General features: G+C 64.2%; 14 protein-coding genes. All 14 read right to left on the bottom strand.

The annotated features are described in order from the left end of the window. Nucleotides 1–2 precede the first annotated feature (2 nt). The gene (rplW, locus tag B5F88_RS06305; RefSeq protein ID WP_087187783.1) at nt 3–302 is read right to left on the bottom strand and encodes a 50S ribosomal protein L23; all 300 of its coding nucleotides are present in this window, start codon (nt 300–302) and stop codon (nt 3–5) included. Then, entirely contained in the window at nt 302–922 is a 621-nt protein-coding gene (gene rplD, locus B5F88_RS06300; protein WP_087343085.1) for a 50S ribosomal protein L4, read from the bottom strand. Before rplD ends, rplW begins: the two co-directional genes overlap by 1 nt. A gap of 17 nt (nt 923–939) precedes the next feature. Then, entirely contained in the window at nt 940–1,665 is a 726-nt protein-coding gene (rplC, locus tag B5F88_RS06295) for a 50S ribosomal protein L3 (protein WP_087343083.1), read from the bottom strand. Nucleotides 1,666–1,797: 132 nt separating this feature from the next. Continuing rightward, on the bottom strand, nt 1,798–2,112 hold the full coding sequence (rpsJ, locus tag B5F88_RS06290) for a 30S ribosomal protein S10 (RefSeq protein ID WP_006573401.1): 315 nt from the start codon (nt 2,110–2,112) through the stop codon (nt 1,798–1,800). 360 nt (nt 2,113–2,472) lie between these two features. Further along, nucleotides 2,473–3,867 carry a shikimate dehydrogenase gene (gene aroE / locus B5F88_RS06285; protein ID WP_087343080.1) on the bottom strand — a complete coding sequence of 465 codons (1,395 nt, stop codon included), beginning with the start codon at nt 3,865–3,867 and terminating at the stop codon, nt 2,473–2,475. Nucleotides 3,868–3,880: 13 nt separating this feature from the next. Further along, on the bottom strand, nt 3,881–4,312 hold the full coding sequence (gene aroQ / locus B5F88_RS06280; RefSeq protein WP_087343077.1) for a type II 3-dehydroquinate dehydratase: 432 nt from the start codon (nt 4,310–4,312) through the stop codon (nt 3,881–3,883). Next, complete coding sequence (locus tag B5F88_RS06275) at nt 4,309–4,806, bottom strand: shikimate kinase (RefSeq protein WP_087343074.1); 498 nt, start codon at nt 4,804–4,806, stop codon at nt 4,309–4,311. The genes aroQ and B5F88_RS06275 overlap by 4 nt, the downstream gene beginning before the upstream one ends. Continuing rightward, nucleotides 4,803–5,960: a bifunctional chorismate mutase/prephenate dehydratase gene (locus B5F88_RS06270; protein WP_087343071.1), complete on the bottom strand. Its 1,158-nt coding sequence runs from the start codon at nt 5,958–5,960 to the stop codon at nt 4,803–4,805. The genes B5F88_RS06275 and B5F88_RS06270 overlap by 4 nt, the downstream gene beginning before the upstream one ends. A gap of 14 nt (nt 5,961–5,974) precedes the next feature. Continuing rightward, nucleotides 5,975–7,009 (bottom strand): chorismate synthase, encoded by a 1,035-nt coding sequence (gene aroC / locus B5F88_RS06265; RefSeq protein ID WP_343286456.1) that lies wholly within the window; start codon nt 7,007–7,009, stop codon nt 5,975–5,977. Beyond that, complete coding sequence (locus B5F88_RS06260) at nt 7,006–8,181, bottom strand: 3-phosphoshikimate 1-carboxyvinyltransferase (protein ID WP_087343065.1); 1,176 nt, start codon at nt 8,179–8,181, stop codon at nt 7,006–7,008. The genes aroC and B5F88_RS06260 overlap by 4 nt, the downstream gene beginning before the upstream one ends. Further along, nucleotides 8,178–9,242 carry a 3-dehydroquinate synthase gene (aroB, locus tag B5F88_RS06255; RefSeq protein ID WP_087343062.1) on the bottom strand — a complete coding sequence of 355 codons (1,065 nt, stop codon included), beginning with the start codon at nt 9,240–9,242 and terminating at the stop codon, nt 8,178–8,180. The genes B5F88_RS06260 and aroB overlap by 4 nt, the downstream gene beginning before the upstream one ends. 33 nt (nt 9,243–9,275) lie before the next feature. Further along, complete coding sequence (aroF, locus tag B5F88_RS06250) at nt 9,276–10,295, bottom strand: 3-deoxy-7-phosphoheptulonate synthase (protein WP_087343059.1); 1,020 nt, start codon at nt 10,293–10,295, stop codon at nt 9,276–9,278. Between the two features lie 341 nt (nt 10,296–10,636). Next, a complete protein-coding gene (gene proS / locus B5F88_RS06245; RefSeq protein ID WP_087343056.1) occupies nt 10,637–12,076 on the bottom strand; it encodes a proline--tRNA ligase in 1,440 nt (479 codons plus the stop codon). Between the two features lie 152 nt (nt 12,077–12,228). After that, nucleotides 12,229–14,520, bottom strand: a complete 2,292-nt coding sequence (locus B5F88_RS06240; RefSeq protein ID WP_087343052.1) for an S-layer homology domain-containing protein — start codon at nt 14,518–14,520, stop codon at nt 12,229–12,231. Nucleotides 14,521–14,576: the final 56 nt, after the last annotated feature.

Raw genomic sequence — 14,576 nt, 5'->3', positions numbered from 1 at the left:
CCTTACACCATGCCTTCGAAGAACTCGATGGTCTTGGAGTCCTCAGTGAGGGTGACCATAGCCTTCTTCCAGTTGGCCCGGCGGCCGGCGGGGAAACGGCCGGTGCGCTTGGCCTTGCCCTGCATGTTCAGGGTGTTCACCTTGGCCACCTTCACGCCGAAGATCTCCTCGACCGCCTTGGCGATCTCGATCTTGTTGGCGCTCTTGGCCACCTCGAAGGTGTACTTCTTGGCCTCAGTCTCCGCCATGGACTGCTCGGTGATGATGGGGCGCTTGATGATATCATAAGCGGTGGTAGCCATTACGCGAACACCTCCTCGATGACGGCCAGGGCCGCCTTGTCAACGATGAACTTGCCGGCGTTCACGATGTCGTAAACGCTGAGGATCTTGGCGGTGGTGGTCACCACGCCGGGGATGTTGCGGGCGGACTTGATGACAGTCTCGTTCACCTCGGGGGTGACGATGACGGCCTTCTTGGCGCCCACGGTATCCAGGAAGCCCTGCATGGTCTTGGTCTTGATGGCATCCATGTTCAGGCCGTCCACCACCACGATGTCGCCGGAGGCGGCCTTGGCGGAGAGGGCGGACTTGAGGGCCAGACGCTTGACCTTCTTGTTCAGGGTGTAGCTGTAGTCGCGGGGCTTGGGGGCGAACACGATGCCGCCGTGGGTCCACTGGGGCGCGCGGGTAGAGCCCTGACGGGCGCGGCCGGTGCCCTTCTGGCGCCAGGGCTTGATGCCGCCGCCGGAGACCTCGGCGCGGGTCAGAGCGGACTGGGTGCCCTGACGGCAGTTGGCCAGGTGGTTCTTGACCACCTCATGCACAACGGTCTGGTTGGGCTCGATCCCGAACACAGCTTCGGAGAGCTCCACTTCGCCGACCTGGTTGCCGGCCATATTCACAAGAATTGCCTTAGGCATTTGAGTTCTCTCCTTTCTTACTTGTTACGGGCGGAAGCCTTCTGGGGATTGACGCGGGCGGAAGCCTTCTGCGGGTTGATGCTGGCGTTGGCAGCGGCGCCCTTCTCCTTGACGTTGATGACGGAGTTGCGCAGATACACGATGCCGCCCTTGGGGCCGGGGATGGCACCCCGCACGGCGATAACGCCCAGCTCGGGATCCACCTTGATGACGTCCAGGTTCAGGACGGTAACCTGCTCGTTACCCATCTGGCCGGCGCCGATCTTGCCCTTGAAGATGCGGGAGGGATCGGTGCTGGAGCCCATGGAGCCGGCGTGACGGTGCACAGGGCCGGTACCGTGGGATTCCTTCAGGCGGGCGGCGCCGTGGCGCTTGATGACGCCCTGGTAGCCGTGGCCCTTGCTGATGCCGGTCACGTCCACCCGGTCGCCCTCGGCGAACACGTCCACCTTCACCTCGTCGCCCACGTTCAGGGCGTCGCAGTTGGCCAGCTTGAACTCCTTCAGAGTCCGCTTGCGGGCCTCGCCGGCCTTCTTCAGGTGGCCCAGCTCAGGCTTGGTGAGCTTCTTCTCGGCTACGTCCTCGTAGCCCAGCTGCACAGCGTTGTAGCCGTCCTTCTCCTCGGTCTTCTTCTGCACCACGGTGCAGGGGCCCGCCTCGATGACGGTGACCGGGATGACCTTGCCGGCTTCGTCGAAGATCTGCGTCATGCCGACCTTCTTGCCGATAATGGCCTTTTCCATGTTTCTTCCTCCTTGTTAAGGTTATTGGTCGGGAGAGGTACCCATCGGGCTGGTATTGCTCTCGCGACTTGACCCGTCCGCCTCAAAACGCGGCGGACTGCGGTACTGACAAAGGAATGAGTCTGCTGTCTCTTACAGCTTGATCTCGATCTCCACGCCGGCGGGAAGCTCCAGGCTCATCAGGGCCTCCACGGTCTTGGGAGAGGGCTTAAGGATGTCGATGAGGCGCTTGTGGGTGCGGCGCTCGAACTGCTCCCGGCTGTCCTTGTACTTATGGACGGCCCGCAGGATGGTGACAACTTCCTTCTTGGTGGGCAGGGGGATGGGGCCGGACACGGAAGCGCCGGTGCGCTTGGCGGTCTCAACGATCTTCTCAGCGCTCTGGTCGATGAGCTGGTGATCGTAGGCTTTCAGACGGATGCGGATCATTTCTTTCTGAGCTGCCATGTGTTTTGTTCCTCCTTAAACATACGAAGTGGTGTGCGCTTTCGCCGGGTCCACGGGGCTCCAGCGCGGTGTTTTCCTCGCTTCGTACGGTGAGAGATTTCAGTACACGTTTCCGTGCGTATCACTCCCTGACATGAAGAAAACCGGCACAAGCAGGCCGGTTTACTCCATGCACGGCGATATACGCGGTGCACAGATCCCTCAGCCGCCCGATTCTAGCTCGGACATACTCCGCGGAAGTTACCTCATCTCTGAGCAATCTCCCGCATCATCGCACAATGCGCCCTAAACAGGCGCTTAATTATGATAGTACAACTTTCGTTCAAAGTCAAGAGTATTTTTGCATTTTTCCCGTCTTTTTTATACCAAGCCGGAGAGCACTTGTTTCATTCGGGCGGCGTCGATGGCCGTGCCGGTAAAATGCTCCAGAGCCAGCACCGCCTGGTTGACCAGCAGACCGTAGCCGTTGACCGTCTTGTGGCCCCGCCGGGCCGCCTGGCGGAGCAGCTCGGTCTGGGCGGGGGCGTAGATCAGGTCCACCACCGGCACACCGGCGGCCAGGCCGTCCAGGAAGGAGAAATCCTCAAATTGGCCCTGCGTACCTTCCATGCCCAGGGAGGTGCAGTTCACCAGCAGGCCGCAGCCCTGCGCTTCCTTATATAAGGTAGCGGCATCAAAGCCCGCCGCCCGGAGATGGGCCGGGTCATGGGCGCAGATGGCCTCCGCTTTGTCCAGGGTGCGGTTGCACACCGTCACGGCCGCCCCCGCCTGGGCCAGCTTCAGGCACACCGCCTTGGCCGCCCCCCCGGCTCCCAGCACCATCACCCGCCTGCCCGCCGGGTGGATCCCCTCGTCGGCCAGGCTGCGGAGAAAGCCCTCTCCATCGGTGTTGTAGCCGTAAATTTTGCCGTCCCGGATGCACACGGTATTCACCGCCCCAATGAGGGAGGCGTCGCCGTCCAGCTCATCCATCAGGGGCACCAGCTCCTCCTTGTGGGGCATGGTGGCGTTAAAGCCGGCGTAGCCGGCAAATTTGGCGCAGTCCAGCCACTCCCGGCATTTGCCCCGGGGCACCGGCTGGCAGAGGTAGACATAATCCAGTCCCAGCTCCCGCAGCATGGTGTTGTGGAGCAGGGGAGACTTGGAGTGGAGCACCGGGTCCCCGATGACGCACAGCTTTTTGGTGTTGTTGTCCACTTCCACGTTCATGTCCGATTCTCCTCGCTGGGCCTCCGGCCGGTAGTCGGGCAGGGCGGCGTTCACCGCTAAGGCGATGAGCAGCCCCACGATGGTCTCGATGATCCGGGCGGCGGCGTAATAGTACCGGGTGGGTCCGGTGACCCCGGTGATGAGGATCACGCAGGGCAAAATGCAGGCCATGCCGCAGGCGGTGGGCCGCTTGATCAGCAGGCACAGCCACACCCCCGCCACGCACACCAGCCCCAGCACTGGCATTTTCACCCAGGGGTGATCCAGGGCGGGGCCCAGCAGCAGGGTGGCGGTGCCCAGGGCGCCCCCCACCACCACGCCAATGAGCCGGGAAATCCCCTGCTGGAAGGTCTGGCCCAGGGTGCTCTGGGTGCAGATGATGCAGGCGATGCAGGCATACAGGGGCCCCAGCTGGCCCAGCACGCCCCCCAGCTCCTCCCGGTATACCAGGCCGAAGGGGACGAACAGGGCGTAGGACACCATCACCGCCACGGCGGTCTTGATCACCCGCATGCCGATGCGGGGCAGGGGTACCGGATTTCTCATAACATCTCCTTTATCAATGCGCCGTCTCCAAAAAATAACGGATAGCCGCCTCGTAGCCGTACAGGCCCAGGCCGCAGATCTGGCCCACGCAGGCGGGGGCGGTGACGCTCTTGTGCCGGAACTCCTCCCGCTGGTGGACGTTGGAGATGTGGACCTCGATGCAGGGCACATCCACCGCCTTCAGGGCGTCCAGAATGGCGTAGGAGTAGTGGGTGTAGGCCCCGGGATTCATGACAATGGCGTCGTACTTCCCCTGGGCGGCGTGGATGGCGTCAATGAGGGCCCCCTCGTGGTTGGACTGGATGCAGTCCGCCGTGGAGCCGTGGGCGGCGGCGAACTCCTCCAACCGTTTGCACAGGCTCTCGTAGGTATTCTCCCCATAGATTCCCGGCTCCCGCTGGCCCAGCAGGTTCAGGTTGGGGCCGTTCAGCACCAGAAATTTCATTGCTCCAGCACCTCCAGAATCTGTTTCATGGTCTGCTGCGGCGTGGCCCCCACGTCCACAACGTGGTCGGCCCACCGCAGATAGATGGGCTCCCGCCGGGCGTACCGCTCCAGAAAAGCGGCCCTGCCCTGCTGGCCCAGGGGGCGGCCCCCCATGGATACGCTGTCGTAGATCTCGCCCGGCTCCCGGCGGAGAAAGACCACCGTACCCGTCTCTTTCAGGGGAGCGATGGAATCGCTCCGGGTGGGCAGGCCGCCGCCGCAGGCGATGACCTGACCCGTCTCCCGGGCCAGCTTTTCTGCCGCCTCCCCCTCCCGTTCCCGGAAGAAGGCCTCCCCCTCCCGGGCAAAGAGATCGGGGATGGAGCGGCCCAGGGCCGTTTCAATGTACTGGTCGGTGTCCACGAAGGTGAAGCCCAGCTGTTGGGCCAGCAGGCCCCCCACTGTGGTCTTGCCGCAGCCCATCATGCCGATGAGCACCACATTGCCGTTCATCCCTCATACCCCCGGTAGTTGCCCAGAATGCGGAACTCCGCCGCCAGCTGGCTCAGCTCGTGGAGCACCCCGTCCATGCCGTCAGCGGCCAGGTCGCCGGTGAAGTCCAGGAAGAACAGGTACTCCCACCCCCGGCCGGGGATGGGCCGGGACTCGATTTTCAGCAGATTGAAGCCCTGGACGGCGAAGATGGTCAGAATCTCGTGGAGGGAGCCGCTCTGGTGGGGCAGGCGGAACATGGCGCTGATCTTGTCCCGGCCGGGCCGCAGTTCGGGGGCGGGGGAGACCACCGCAAACCGGGTGTGGTTCATGCTGTTGTAGTTGACCCCCTCCGCCAGGATGTTCAGGCCGTAGAGCCTGGCCGCCCGGCGGGAGCAGATGGCGGCGGCGGTGGGGTCCCCGGTCTCGGCCACCAGCTTGGCCGAGCCGGCGGTGTCCAGAGTGGGCGCCCGGGCCCAGTCCCGGTGGGCGTCCAGGTACTTTTCACACTGCATCAGGCCCTGCTCATGGGAGTAGACGGTCCTGATCCGGTCCAGGCCCACCCCCGGCAGAGCCATGAGGCAGTGCTCCACCTTCACCTGCCACTCTCCCACAATAAAATAGTGGTACTGGGCCATCAGGTCGTACACCTGCCGGATGGACCCGGTGGAGGAGTTCTCCACCGGCACCACGGCGTAGTCGGCCTCCCCCCGGTCCAGGGCGGCGAACACGTCGTTGAACCAGGGCAGGCCCTTACTGTCCACCCCGTCCCCGAAGAAGCCGGCGGCGGCCTCCTCGCTGTAGCAGCCCGGCTCCCCCTGGTATACCACCCGGGGACGGGCCACCGGCTCCCTGGTCCGGGCCCGGTCGGCCAGCCAGGCGGCGTAGCCTGCGTCCTCCGCCCCCTCGCGGACCAGATGGCGCTGCTGTCGGCGGGAGATGGCCATGATGCTCTCGTACAGGGCGGCGATATCCGCCTTCCGGGCGGGGTCGTCGGTGAGGGCGGTCTTGGCGGCGATCACCTGCTTCTCCCGGCCGGCGTCCAGCACCGGGATGCCCGCTCGCCGCTTGTATTCCCCCACCTTGCCGGTGACGGCCATCCGCTCCAGAAACAGCTGGACCAGCTGGGCGTCAATGCGGTCGATCTCCTGCCGGTATTGCTCTAACTCCGTCATGTCTCCCTCTCCCCTCAGATGCCCAGCACCGCGCAGGCGGCCAGGGCGGCGGCGGCCTCGATCACCGGCACCGCCCGGGGGACGATACAGGGGTCATGACGGCCGTGGATTTCAATTTCGGTCTCCTCCCCGGTGCGCAGGTCCACGCTCTGCTGGGGCAGGGAGATGGAGGGGGTGGGGCGGATGGTGGCCTCAAACACCACCGGCATACCGTTGGTGATGCCGCCGTTGACCCCTCCGGCGTGGTTGGTGGTGGTGACCACCCTGCCGTCCTCCACGGCAAAGGGGTCGTTAGCCTCACTGCCCCGCATGAGGGAGAAGGCCGCCCCCGCTCCGAAGTCCACGCCCTTGACGGCGGGCACGGCAAACAGGTACTGGGCGAAAATCCCCTCCACGTTGCAGCCGAAGTCGGGGGCCCCCAGCCCGGCGGGCAGGCCGTAGACGGCGCACTCAATGGCGCCCCCCACGCTGTCCTGCTGCTCCTTGGCCTCCAGGATGGCCTGGCGCATCTCCTCCCCCTTGGCGTCGCTCAGCACAGGGAAGGGCTTATTGACCACGTCCTTCATCTCCTCCAGCTCTCCCAGAGGGGCGTCGCAGATGCCGTAGATGGAGCTGATATGGGCCCCCACCCAGACCCCCTTCCGGGCCAGCACCTGCTTGGCCACCGCCCCCGCCGCCGTCAGGGGGGCGGTGAGCCGGCCGGAGAAGTGGCCGCCGCCCCGGTAGTCCTGGGCGCCCCGGCTCTTGATGAACCCGGCGTAGTCCCCGTGGCCGGGCCGGGGGGTGTAGCGGATGGACTCGTAGTCCCTGGAGCGCTGGTCGGAATTGTAGATCACCATAGCCAGGGGGGCGCCGGTGGTCTTGCCCTCAAAGAGGCCGGAGAGCACCTCCACCCGGTCGGCCTCCTTCCGGGCGGTGGCGGTGGGGTCCTTCCCCGGCCGCCGCCGGTCCAGCTCCCACTGGACCCGCTCCAGATCCAGCTCCAGCCCGGCGGGCACCCCCTCCAGCACCACGCCGATGGCCGGGCCGTGGGACTCGCCGAAAATCATGTGTCGCATGTGTATCTTCCCCCCAAACTGCGGTAATCCTCCCAGAAATCCGGGTAGGACTTTTTCACGCACTCCGCACCGGTGATGGTCACCGGGCCTTGGCACCGGATGGCGGCGATGGCCGCCATCATGGCGATGCGGTGATCGTTGTGGCCGGAGACCGTGACGCCCCCCGCCAGATGGTCCATTCCGTGGATCACCAGATGGTCCTCATGCTCCTCCACCCGGCCTCCCAGGGCATTGAGCACCTGGGTCACCGCCGCCAGCCGGTCGCTCTCCTTGATGCGCAGCCGGGCGGCGTTGACGATGCGGGTGGTCTCGCCCCCCCGCAGGGCGGCCATGGCGGCCAGGGGGGGCACCAGGTCGGGACACTGGCTCACGTCCAGGTCCACCGGGCCCTTCCCCTGCAATTTCACAAAATAGGGCACGATGCGCATATCCCCCTGGGCGGAGAAGGCGTTGAGCCCCCCAATCTCCAGGTCGCAGCCCACAAACTGCGCGGCGTACCAGAAGGCGGCGTTGGACCAGTCGGCCTCAATGGTCAGGTCCCGGGGCCGGTAGCTCTGGTTTCCCGGCACCCGGAAGGCGCGGTCTCCATCGTACACCGCCTTTACCCCGAACTGCTCCAGAGCGTCCAGGGTCATGTCGATATACCCCCGGGATTCCAGGGGGGTGGTCAGCAGGATCCGGCTGTCCCTTTCCAACAGGGGCAGGGCGTACAGCAGCCCGGTGACAAACTGGGAGGACACGTCCCCCGGCAGGGTGTAGTCCCCGGGGGTGAGCCGTCCCCGCACCGTCAGCACGCCGTCCCGCTGTTCATAGGAGATGCCCTTTTCCCGAAAGATGGCAAAATAGGGCTCCTGGGGCCGCTCCATCAGCCGCCCGTGGCCGGTGAATTTCCCGCCGCCCCGGAGGGCCAGGGCCACCGGGATGAGAAAGCGCAGGGTGGAGCCGCTCTCCCCGCAGTCCAGCTCGGGCAGGCCGTCCCCCGGCGCTTTCAGGGCCGCCATGCACCGGAGGGTGGCGTCGATGTCCTGGGAGTGGGCCAGATTTTCGATATGGCTCTCTCCCGTCCCCAGGGCGGCGGCGATGAGCAGCCGGTGGGCCTGGGACTTGGATGGGGGAGGGGTGATGGCCCCCGCCAGGGGCCCCGGCGTGATGGTCACGTTCATTTCAGTTCCTCCAGCAGCGCTTCCTTGGGCATCCTGTGGGGCACCGCCCGGCCCAGCTCCTCCAGCAGGATCACAGCGATCTCCGCCCCCGCCCCCTTCTTGTCCAGGCCGATGGCGGCGGTATAGTCCGCCAGGGTGCAGGGGATTTCCACAGGCAGGCCCAGGGGGGCCAGTGTTCGGGCGATGGCTTCCGCCGTCCCGGCGGGGGTCACCCCCAGCCGCTCCCCCAGCCCGGCGGCCCGCACCATACCGGCGGCCACCGCCTGGCCGTGGGTCCAGGTCTCATAGTGCCCCGCCAGCTCGTAGGCGTGGCCCAGGGTGTGGCCGAAGTTGAGGAGCATCCGGTTTCCGGTGTCCCGCTCGTCCTCCTCCACTACCTTCCGTTTTAAGTCGCAGCAGGTATACAAAATGTGTTCGATTTCCTCCATCAATTGGGCCCGATCTGGCCGCTGGGCCAGGAAATCGAAAAAGGCTCTGTCGAAAATACAGCCGTACTTGATCACCTCCGCCATGCCGTCGGCGAAGGTGGCGTCCGGCAGGGTGTCCAGGGTGTCCGGGTCCATGAGCACCAGCCTGGGCTGCCAGAAGGCCCCGGCCAGGTTCTTGCCATGGTCCAGGTCGATGGCCACCTTGCCCCCCACGGAGGAGTCCACCTGGGAGAGGAGGGTGGTGGGGAGCTGCACAAAGTCCACCCCCCGGAGGATGGTGGCGGCGGCAAAGCCCGCCAGGTCCCCCACCACGCCGCCGCCCAGGGCCACCACGGCGTCGGTGCGGGTGAGGCCGAAGTCCATCATGCACTCCCACAGCCGGGCCAGCTCTCCGGCGCATTTGGAGGCCTCACCGGCGGGGATCTCACAGATGGCGGTCTCCCATCCAGCGGCCTCCAGCGGAGGGATGAGCCGCTTCAGGTACAAGGGCCCCACGGTGGAGTCGGTGACCACGAACAGCTTGTCCGCCCGGGGCAGCGCCTTCCGGCAGTACTCGCCCGCCCGGTCCAGCAGGCCCTGCTCAATGAGAATGTCATAGCTCCGCCCCGGCAGAGATACGGTGAGGGTTTTCATGGCTCAGTCCTCCTTGGGATTTTGCGGTATTCTTTATTTTATCAAAGTTTTCCCCACCAGGTCAACCAGGGCGGACACCTTGCCCATCAGGTGGTCAAACTTCTCGGGGGTGAGGGACTGCTGGCCGTCGCATTTGGCGTGGGCGGGGTCGTTGTGGACCTCGATGATGAGGCCGTCGGCTCCGGCGGCCACGGCGGCCATGGCCAGGGGCTCCACCATCCAGTACATCCCGGCGGCATGGGAGGGATCCACGATAATGGGCAGGTGGCTCATCTGCTTGATGGCGGGGATGGCGGACACGTCCAGGGTGTTGCGGGTGTAGGTCTCGAAGGTGCGCACCCCCCGCTCGCAGAGGATCACGTTCTCGTTGCCCTCGCTCATGATATACTCGGCGGACATGATCCACTCCTCATAGGTGTTGGACAGCCCCCGCTTGAGCAGGATGGGCTTGCTCATCTTGCCCACCTCTTTGAGCAGCTCAAAGTTCTGCATATTCCGGGCCCCCACCTGGACCACGTCCACCTCCCGCTCGAAGAGGTCGGCCATCCGGGGGTCCATGATCTCGGTGACGATGGGCAGGCCGGTTTTTTCCCGGGCCTCCATCAGCAGGTCCAGGCCGGAGGCGCCCATGCCCTGGAAGGAGTAGGGGGATGTGCGGGGCTTGAAGGCGCCGCCCCGGAGCAGGGCCGCCCCCGACCGCTTCACGTCCTCCGCCACGGCGCAGATCTGCTCCTCGCTCTCCACCGAGCAGGGTCCGGCGATGACTGAGAAGTTCCCGCCGCCAATTTTGGCGTTCCCCACACTTACCACCGTGTCCTCCGGGTGGAACTTGCGGTTGGCCTTCTTGTAGGGCTCCTGCACCCGCATAACCCGCTCCACATGGGGGTTGATGGAGATTTTGTCCATATCCACGGCGGTGGTGTCACCCACCAGGCCCAGGATGGTGCAGCCGATGCCGTTGGTGACGCCCACCTCCAGATTCTGTTCCTTCAGCTTGTTGACCAGCGCGTCAATATCCTGCTTGCTGGTGCCCGGTCTCATTACGACTACCATAATATTCCTCCTCCTTGTACGAAAAAGGGCGCTCATTGATGAACTCAATGAGCGCCCCCGCATAAACCGGATCCTACAGAGTCCCAAAGACTCCGCCCATTTCCTTCATCCGCCTGTTTTCCCCATGCCAAAAAAGCCGGCGCCCATAAATCGAGCCCAGCCAAAGGAAAACAGATAGGATGCAGTTGTGAGGCTTCGGTTATCCATGATACATTCCCTCACAGTAACAGGTTGGTGTCATTATAAACCCATCGTTTTTCAATTGCAACCGGAATTTTTCACAATTATAAACCGGACTGCCGACGTGTTTTTTCGGCAGTCCGGTTCGGTTATCGGTCCAATCAGTAGGCCACGCCCCAGTACACCATATGCTTGGCGGGCTTGCCGCAGATGGGGCACACGTCCCCCAGGTGCTCCTGCTCCAGGGGGATGCAGCGGGAGGATACCCCGGCAATCTCCTTCATCTTCAGCTCACAGGCCTCATCGCCGCACCACATGGTCTTGGCGAAGCCGCCCTGGGTGGCCATCTTCTCCTTGACCTCCTTCACGGTGGAGCAGGCGTAGGTGTTGTCCTCCAGGTTGCGCTTGGCCTTGTCGAACAGGCCCTGCTGCACGGCGTCCAGCATGGTTTTCACGGTCTCCTCGATGCCGTCCAGGGAGACGAAGCTCTTCTCGCCGTTGTCCCGGCGGACCAGCACGCACTGGTTCTTCTCCATGTCCTTGGGGCCCATCTCCAGACGCAGGGGCACGCCCTTCATCTCATACTCGGCAAACTTCCAGCCGGCGGACTGGTCGGACACGTCCATCTTCACCCGGATGCCGACGGCCTTCAGGCGGTCCATGACGGCCTGGTTGGCCGCGATGACGCCCTCCTTGTGCTGGGCCACGGGGATGATGATGACCTGGGTGGGGGCGATGCGGGGGGGCAGCACCAAGCCGTTGTTGTCGCCGTGGGTCATGATCACGCCGCCGATGAGCCGGGTGGACACCCCCCAGGAGGTCTGGAAGGGGTGGTGGGGCTTGTTGTCCTTGCCGGTGAAGGTGATGTCAAAGGCATGGGCGAAGCCGTCGCCGAAGTAGTGGGAGGTGCCGGCCTGGAGGGCCTTCTTGTCGTGCATCATGCACTCCACGGTATAGGTGGCCTCGGCGCCGGAGAATTTCTCCTTGTCGGTCTTGCGGCCCTTCACCACCGGCATGGCCAGGTAGTTCTCGCAGAAGTCGGCGTAGATGTTGAACATACGCTCGGTCTCCTCGATGGCCTCCTCGGCGGTGGCGTGCATGGTGTGGCCCTCCTGCCACAGGAACTCCCGGTGGCGCAGGAAGGGGCGGGAGGTCTTTTCCCACCGCAGCACGGAGCACCACTGGTTGTACAGCTTGGGCAGGTCCCGGTGGGAGTGGATGATGTTGGCGTAGTGCTCGCAGAACAGGGTCTCGGAGGTGGGCCGGATGCAGTAGCGCTCCTCCAGCTTCTCCGAGCCGCCCATGGTCACCCAGGCGCACTCGGGGGCGAAGCCCTCCACGTGGTCCTTCTCCTTCTGGAGCAGGCTCTCGGGGATCAGCATGGGCAGATACACATTTTCATGCCCGCACTCCTTGAACTTCTCGTCCAGAATTTTCTGGAAATTCTCCCAGATGGCGTAGCCATAGGGCCGGAGGATAAACATGCCCTTGATGGAGGAGTAATCGATGAGCTCCGCCTTCTTGCACACATCGGTGAACCACTTGGCAAAGTCCACCTCCATATCGGTGATCTGTTCCACCTGCTTTTTGTCCTGTGCCATAACTCTATCTCAATCCTTTATTAAAAAATACAACGTGGGTTCTCCCTATTTTATGCATTTGGGGGCCAAAAGTCAAGGGTTACCCCGCTTTTGGCGGGCGGTCCGGGCATAAAAAGGCCCGGACCGTCCGGTCCGGGCCTCAGGATTCCCGTTTACAGCTTCAGCACCAGGGTGGCAATAAACTTGGACCCGGAGTAGTTGCCGTAAATCTGCACGGAGTCTCCCACCTTCAGGCTGTTCAGAGTCATGCCGCCGCCGGCGGTGCTCACAACGCTGGCCTTGGACACATCCACCGTCAGCACGGTACCGTTCTCCAGCTGGACCATCAGGGTGCCGTCGGAGGCGTTGGGCAGCAGAACAGTGGCGTTGAGCTGGGTGCTGGAGCCGCCCCCCTGCACCTCAATGGAGTTCACCTGATCTCCGTTGACCACCATGGCCACCTTGTCGTTGAATTTCAGGGTATAGAGGGAGATGGCGTTTCCGTCCTGGGTGACGGATACCCCGTCGGGCACCGTGTAGGTCATGGTGCCGCCGGAGGCCAGGGCCACATCAATGGTAATGCCGTTGGTGTCCTGCACCACCCGGGTGATGGTGCCGGTGACATTGGCGGTCTGGCTGTAGGTCTCCAGCACCGCCACCCGGTTATAGCGCACAGTGACGGTAACCACGTCGCCGCTGCGGATCTTGTCGATGGAGCTGGCCTCGCCGTCCCGCAGAATCGTGGGCAGGTTGGTCAGATCCACCTCAAAGGTCACCACGCTGTTGTCGGCGGTGCGCACCGCCAGGGTGGTGGGGGTGCCATATGTAATGGACTCCAGGGTGCCCCGGGTGGTGGTCGAGCCGGGCCAGGCGCTGATCTCCGCCACCTGGCCGCCATAGAGCCGCGCGGTGGCAAAGCAGTTCCGCTCCAGCTTCTGCAGGGAAATGGCCTCGCCGTTGTACTGCACCAGCACGCCGGAGGCCAGGGGATAGGTCTGGGCCACGTTGGTGGTGGTATTGCTGATGGTAATATTGCTGGAGCTGTAGCTCCTGACCACGCCCTGGATGTACTGGGTCACGGTGTCCACCGCCACGGAGTCCAGCTGGTTGCCGCTGTCATTTTTGATGCGCATGGTCACGTAGTCCCCCACATAGGCGTTGGACAGCACACCCGTGGAGCCGTCAATGGTCGCCGTCCCGCCCACCGGCAGGGTATACCGCTGGGTCTCGCCGTTGAAGGCCGCCACCTGTAGGTTCTGGCCTTCGGCGGTCTCCACGATGGACACCAGGATGCCCTGCTCGCTGCGGCTGCCGCCGTCCAGCTTCAGGGCCGCCAGGTGGCCCATGGCGTCCACATAGCACTGGGCGGTGGTGTAGCCGGCCTGGGCGTCAATGACCTCCGGCCCGCCGACGGCGGAGCCCGCCTGCACCTTGGTAAAGCGGTCGATGGCGTAGCTCCGGCTGGCGCCCTCCACCGTCAGGCTGATGCGGTCCTGGTCCACGCTGCTCACCGTGCCGGTCACGGTGGTCAGCGCCCCGCTCAGCCGCACCGCCTGGGCCGTGCCCCGGGCATTCTGGTTGACCCGGGCGTACTGGCCCGTCCGCAAAGCGGAGGAGTTGGTGAGCATGTTGTTCTCATAGATCATAATGCTGGTGGGCAGGGAGACGCTGATATTCCCGCTCAGGGGGTTCTCCAGGGTGAGCAGGGTGCCGCCGTCTCCAGCCGCCCCCACCGAGGTGATCACGCCGCCTATCCACTCATAATCGGTGAAGGCGGGCAGCTCGGCGTACAGGCCCCGCTCGCTCATGAAGTCCATGGCCCGGCGGAGCATCACCGCCATCTCCGCCCGGGTGAGGGAGCGGTCGGGCAGGAAGCGGTTATACTGGTCGCCCTGCACAATGCCGTAGCTGTTCAGCACATAGACATAGGGCTGCAGCGCGGGGGAGACGGAGGAGGCGTCGGCAAAGCTGAGGGAATAGTTGGTCAGGCTCTTGGCCATGGGCTCCAGCTGCATGGCCCGCACCAGGTACATGGCCAGAGTCTCCCGGCTGATGGCCTTCACCAGTCCGCCGGACTGGCTGAGAGAGCGCAGCTCGGTCTCGGAAATGATGCCGGTCTCCAGGCAGACGGCCATTTCCTCCCCCGCCCAGGAGTACAGGGAGGCGGGCATAATGGCCTGCAGGGTCAGGGCCCATTTCTGGAAAATTTTGGCCTTGTCCGTGGCGGACACGCCGGTGGTCCGGGAGCAGAAGATCACCGCCTCGCAGGCGGTCATGGCCCGCTCGGGGGCAAAGGTGATGTCGCTGGTACCCTGCACCACCCCTTGAGAGGTCAGATACTCCACGTCCTCCCTGGCCCAGTGGTTGGTCATATCGGAAAAGGTGACCGCCGCGGCGGAAACCGTCAGCAGGGAGACCGCCATCGCGGCGGTCAGCACCCAGGCCACAAGTCGCTTCCCCTTCATGTGTTTCCCTCCATCAATCTGTACGTAAGTTTCCATAACTACCCTAGATTATAGCC

The organism is Flavonifractor sp. An306 (assembly GCF_002159455.1).
In the GTDB taxonomy this organism is placed as follows: domain Bacteria; phylum Bacillota; class Clostridia; order Oscillospirales; family Oscillospiraceae; genus Flavonifractor.
Note: the sequence above shows the minus strand (reverse complement) of the source record. Positions and strands in the feature narration are given on the sequence as shown.

What these genes read in the sequence shown, in the direction of transcription:
- rplW (WP_087187783.1), bottom strand. Translation starts at nt 302, where the DNA reads ATGGCTACCACCGCTTATGATATCATCAAGCGCCCCATCATCACCGAG.
- rplD (WP_087343085.1), bottom strand. Translation starts at nt 922, where the DNA reads ATGCCTAAGGCAATTCTTGTGAATATGGCCGGCAACCAGGTCGGCGAA.
- rplC (WP_087343083.1), bottom strand. Translation starts at nt 1,665, where the DNA reads ATGGAAAAGGCCATTATCGGCAAGAAGGTCGGCATGACGCAGATCTTC.
- rpsJ (WP_006573401.1), bottom strand. Translation starts at nt 2,112, where the DNA reads ATGGCAGCTCAGAAAGAAATGATCCGCATCCGTCTGAAAGCCTACGAT.
- aroE (WP_087343080.1), bottom strand. Translation starts at nt 3,867, where the DNA reads ATGAGAAATCCGGTACCCCTGCCCCGCATCGGCATGCGGGTGATCAAG.
- aroQ (WP_087343077.1), bottom strand. Translation starts at nt 4,312, where the DNA reads ATGAAATTTCTGGTGCTGAACGGCCCCAACCTGAACCTGCTGGGCCAG.
- B5F88_RS06275 (WP_087343074.1), bottom strand. Translation starts at nt 4,806, where the DNA reads ATGAACGGCAATGTGGTGCTCATCGGCATGATGGGCTGCGGCAAGACC.
- B5F88_RS06270 (WP_087343071.1), bottom strand. Translation starts at nt 5,960, where the DNA reads ATGACGGAGTTAGAGCAATACCGGCAGGAGATCGACCGCATTGACGCC.
- aroC (WP_343286456.1), bottom strand. Translation starts at nt 7,009, where the DNA reads ATGATTTTCGGCGAGTCCCACGGCCCGGCCATCGGCGTGGTGCTGGAG.
- B5F88_RS06260 (WP_087343065.1), bottom strand. Translation starts at nt 8,181, where the DNA reads ATGAACGTGACCATCACGCCGGGGCCCCTGGCGGGGGCCATCACCCCT.
- aroB (WP_087343062.1), bottom strand. Translation starts at nt 9,242, where the DNA reads ATGAAAACCCTCACCGTATCTCTGCCGGGGCGGAGCTATGACATTCTC.
- aroF (WP_087343059.1), bottom strand. Translation starts at nt 10,295, where the DNA reads ATGGTAGTCGTAATGAGACCGGGCACCAGCAAGCAGGATATTGACGCG.
- proS (WP_087343056.1), bottom strand. Translation starts at nt 12,076, where the DNA reads ATGGCACAGGACAAAAAGCAGGTGGAACAGATCACCGATATGGAGGTG.
- B5F88_RS06240 (WP_087343052.1), bottom strand. Translation starts at nt 14,520, where the DNA reads ATGAAGGGGAAGCGACTTGTGGCCTGGGTGCTGACCGCCGCGATGGCG.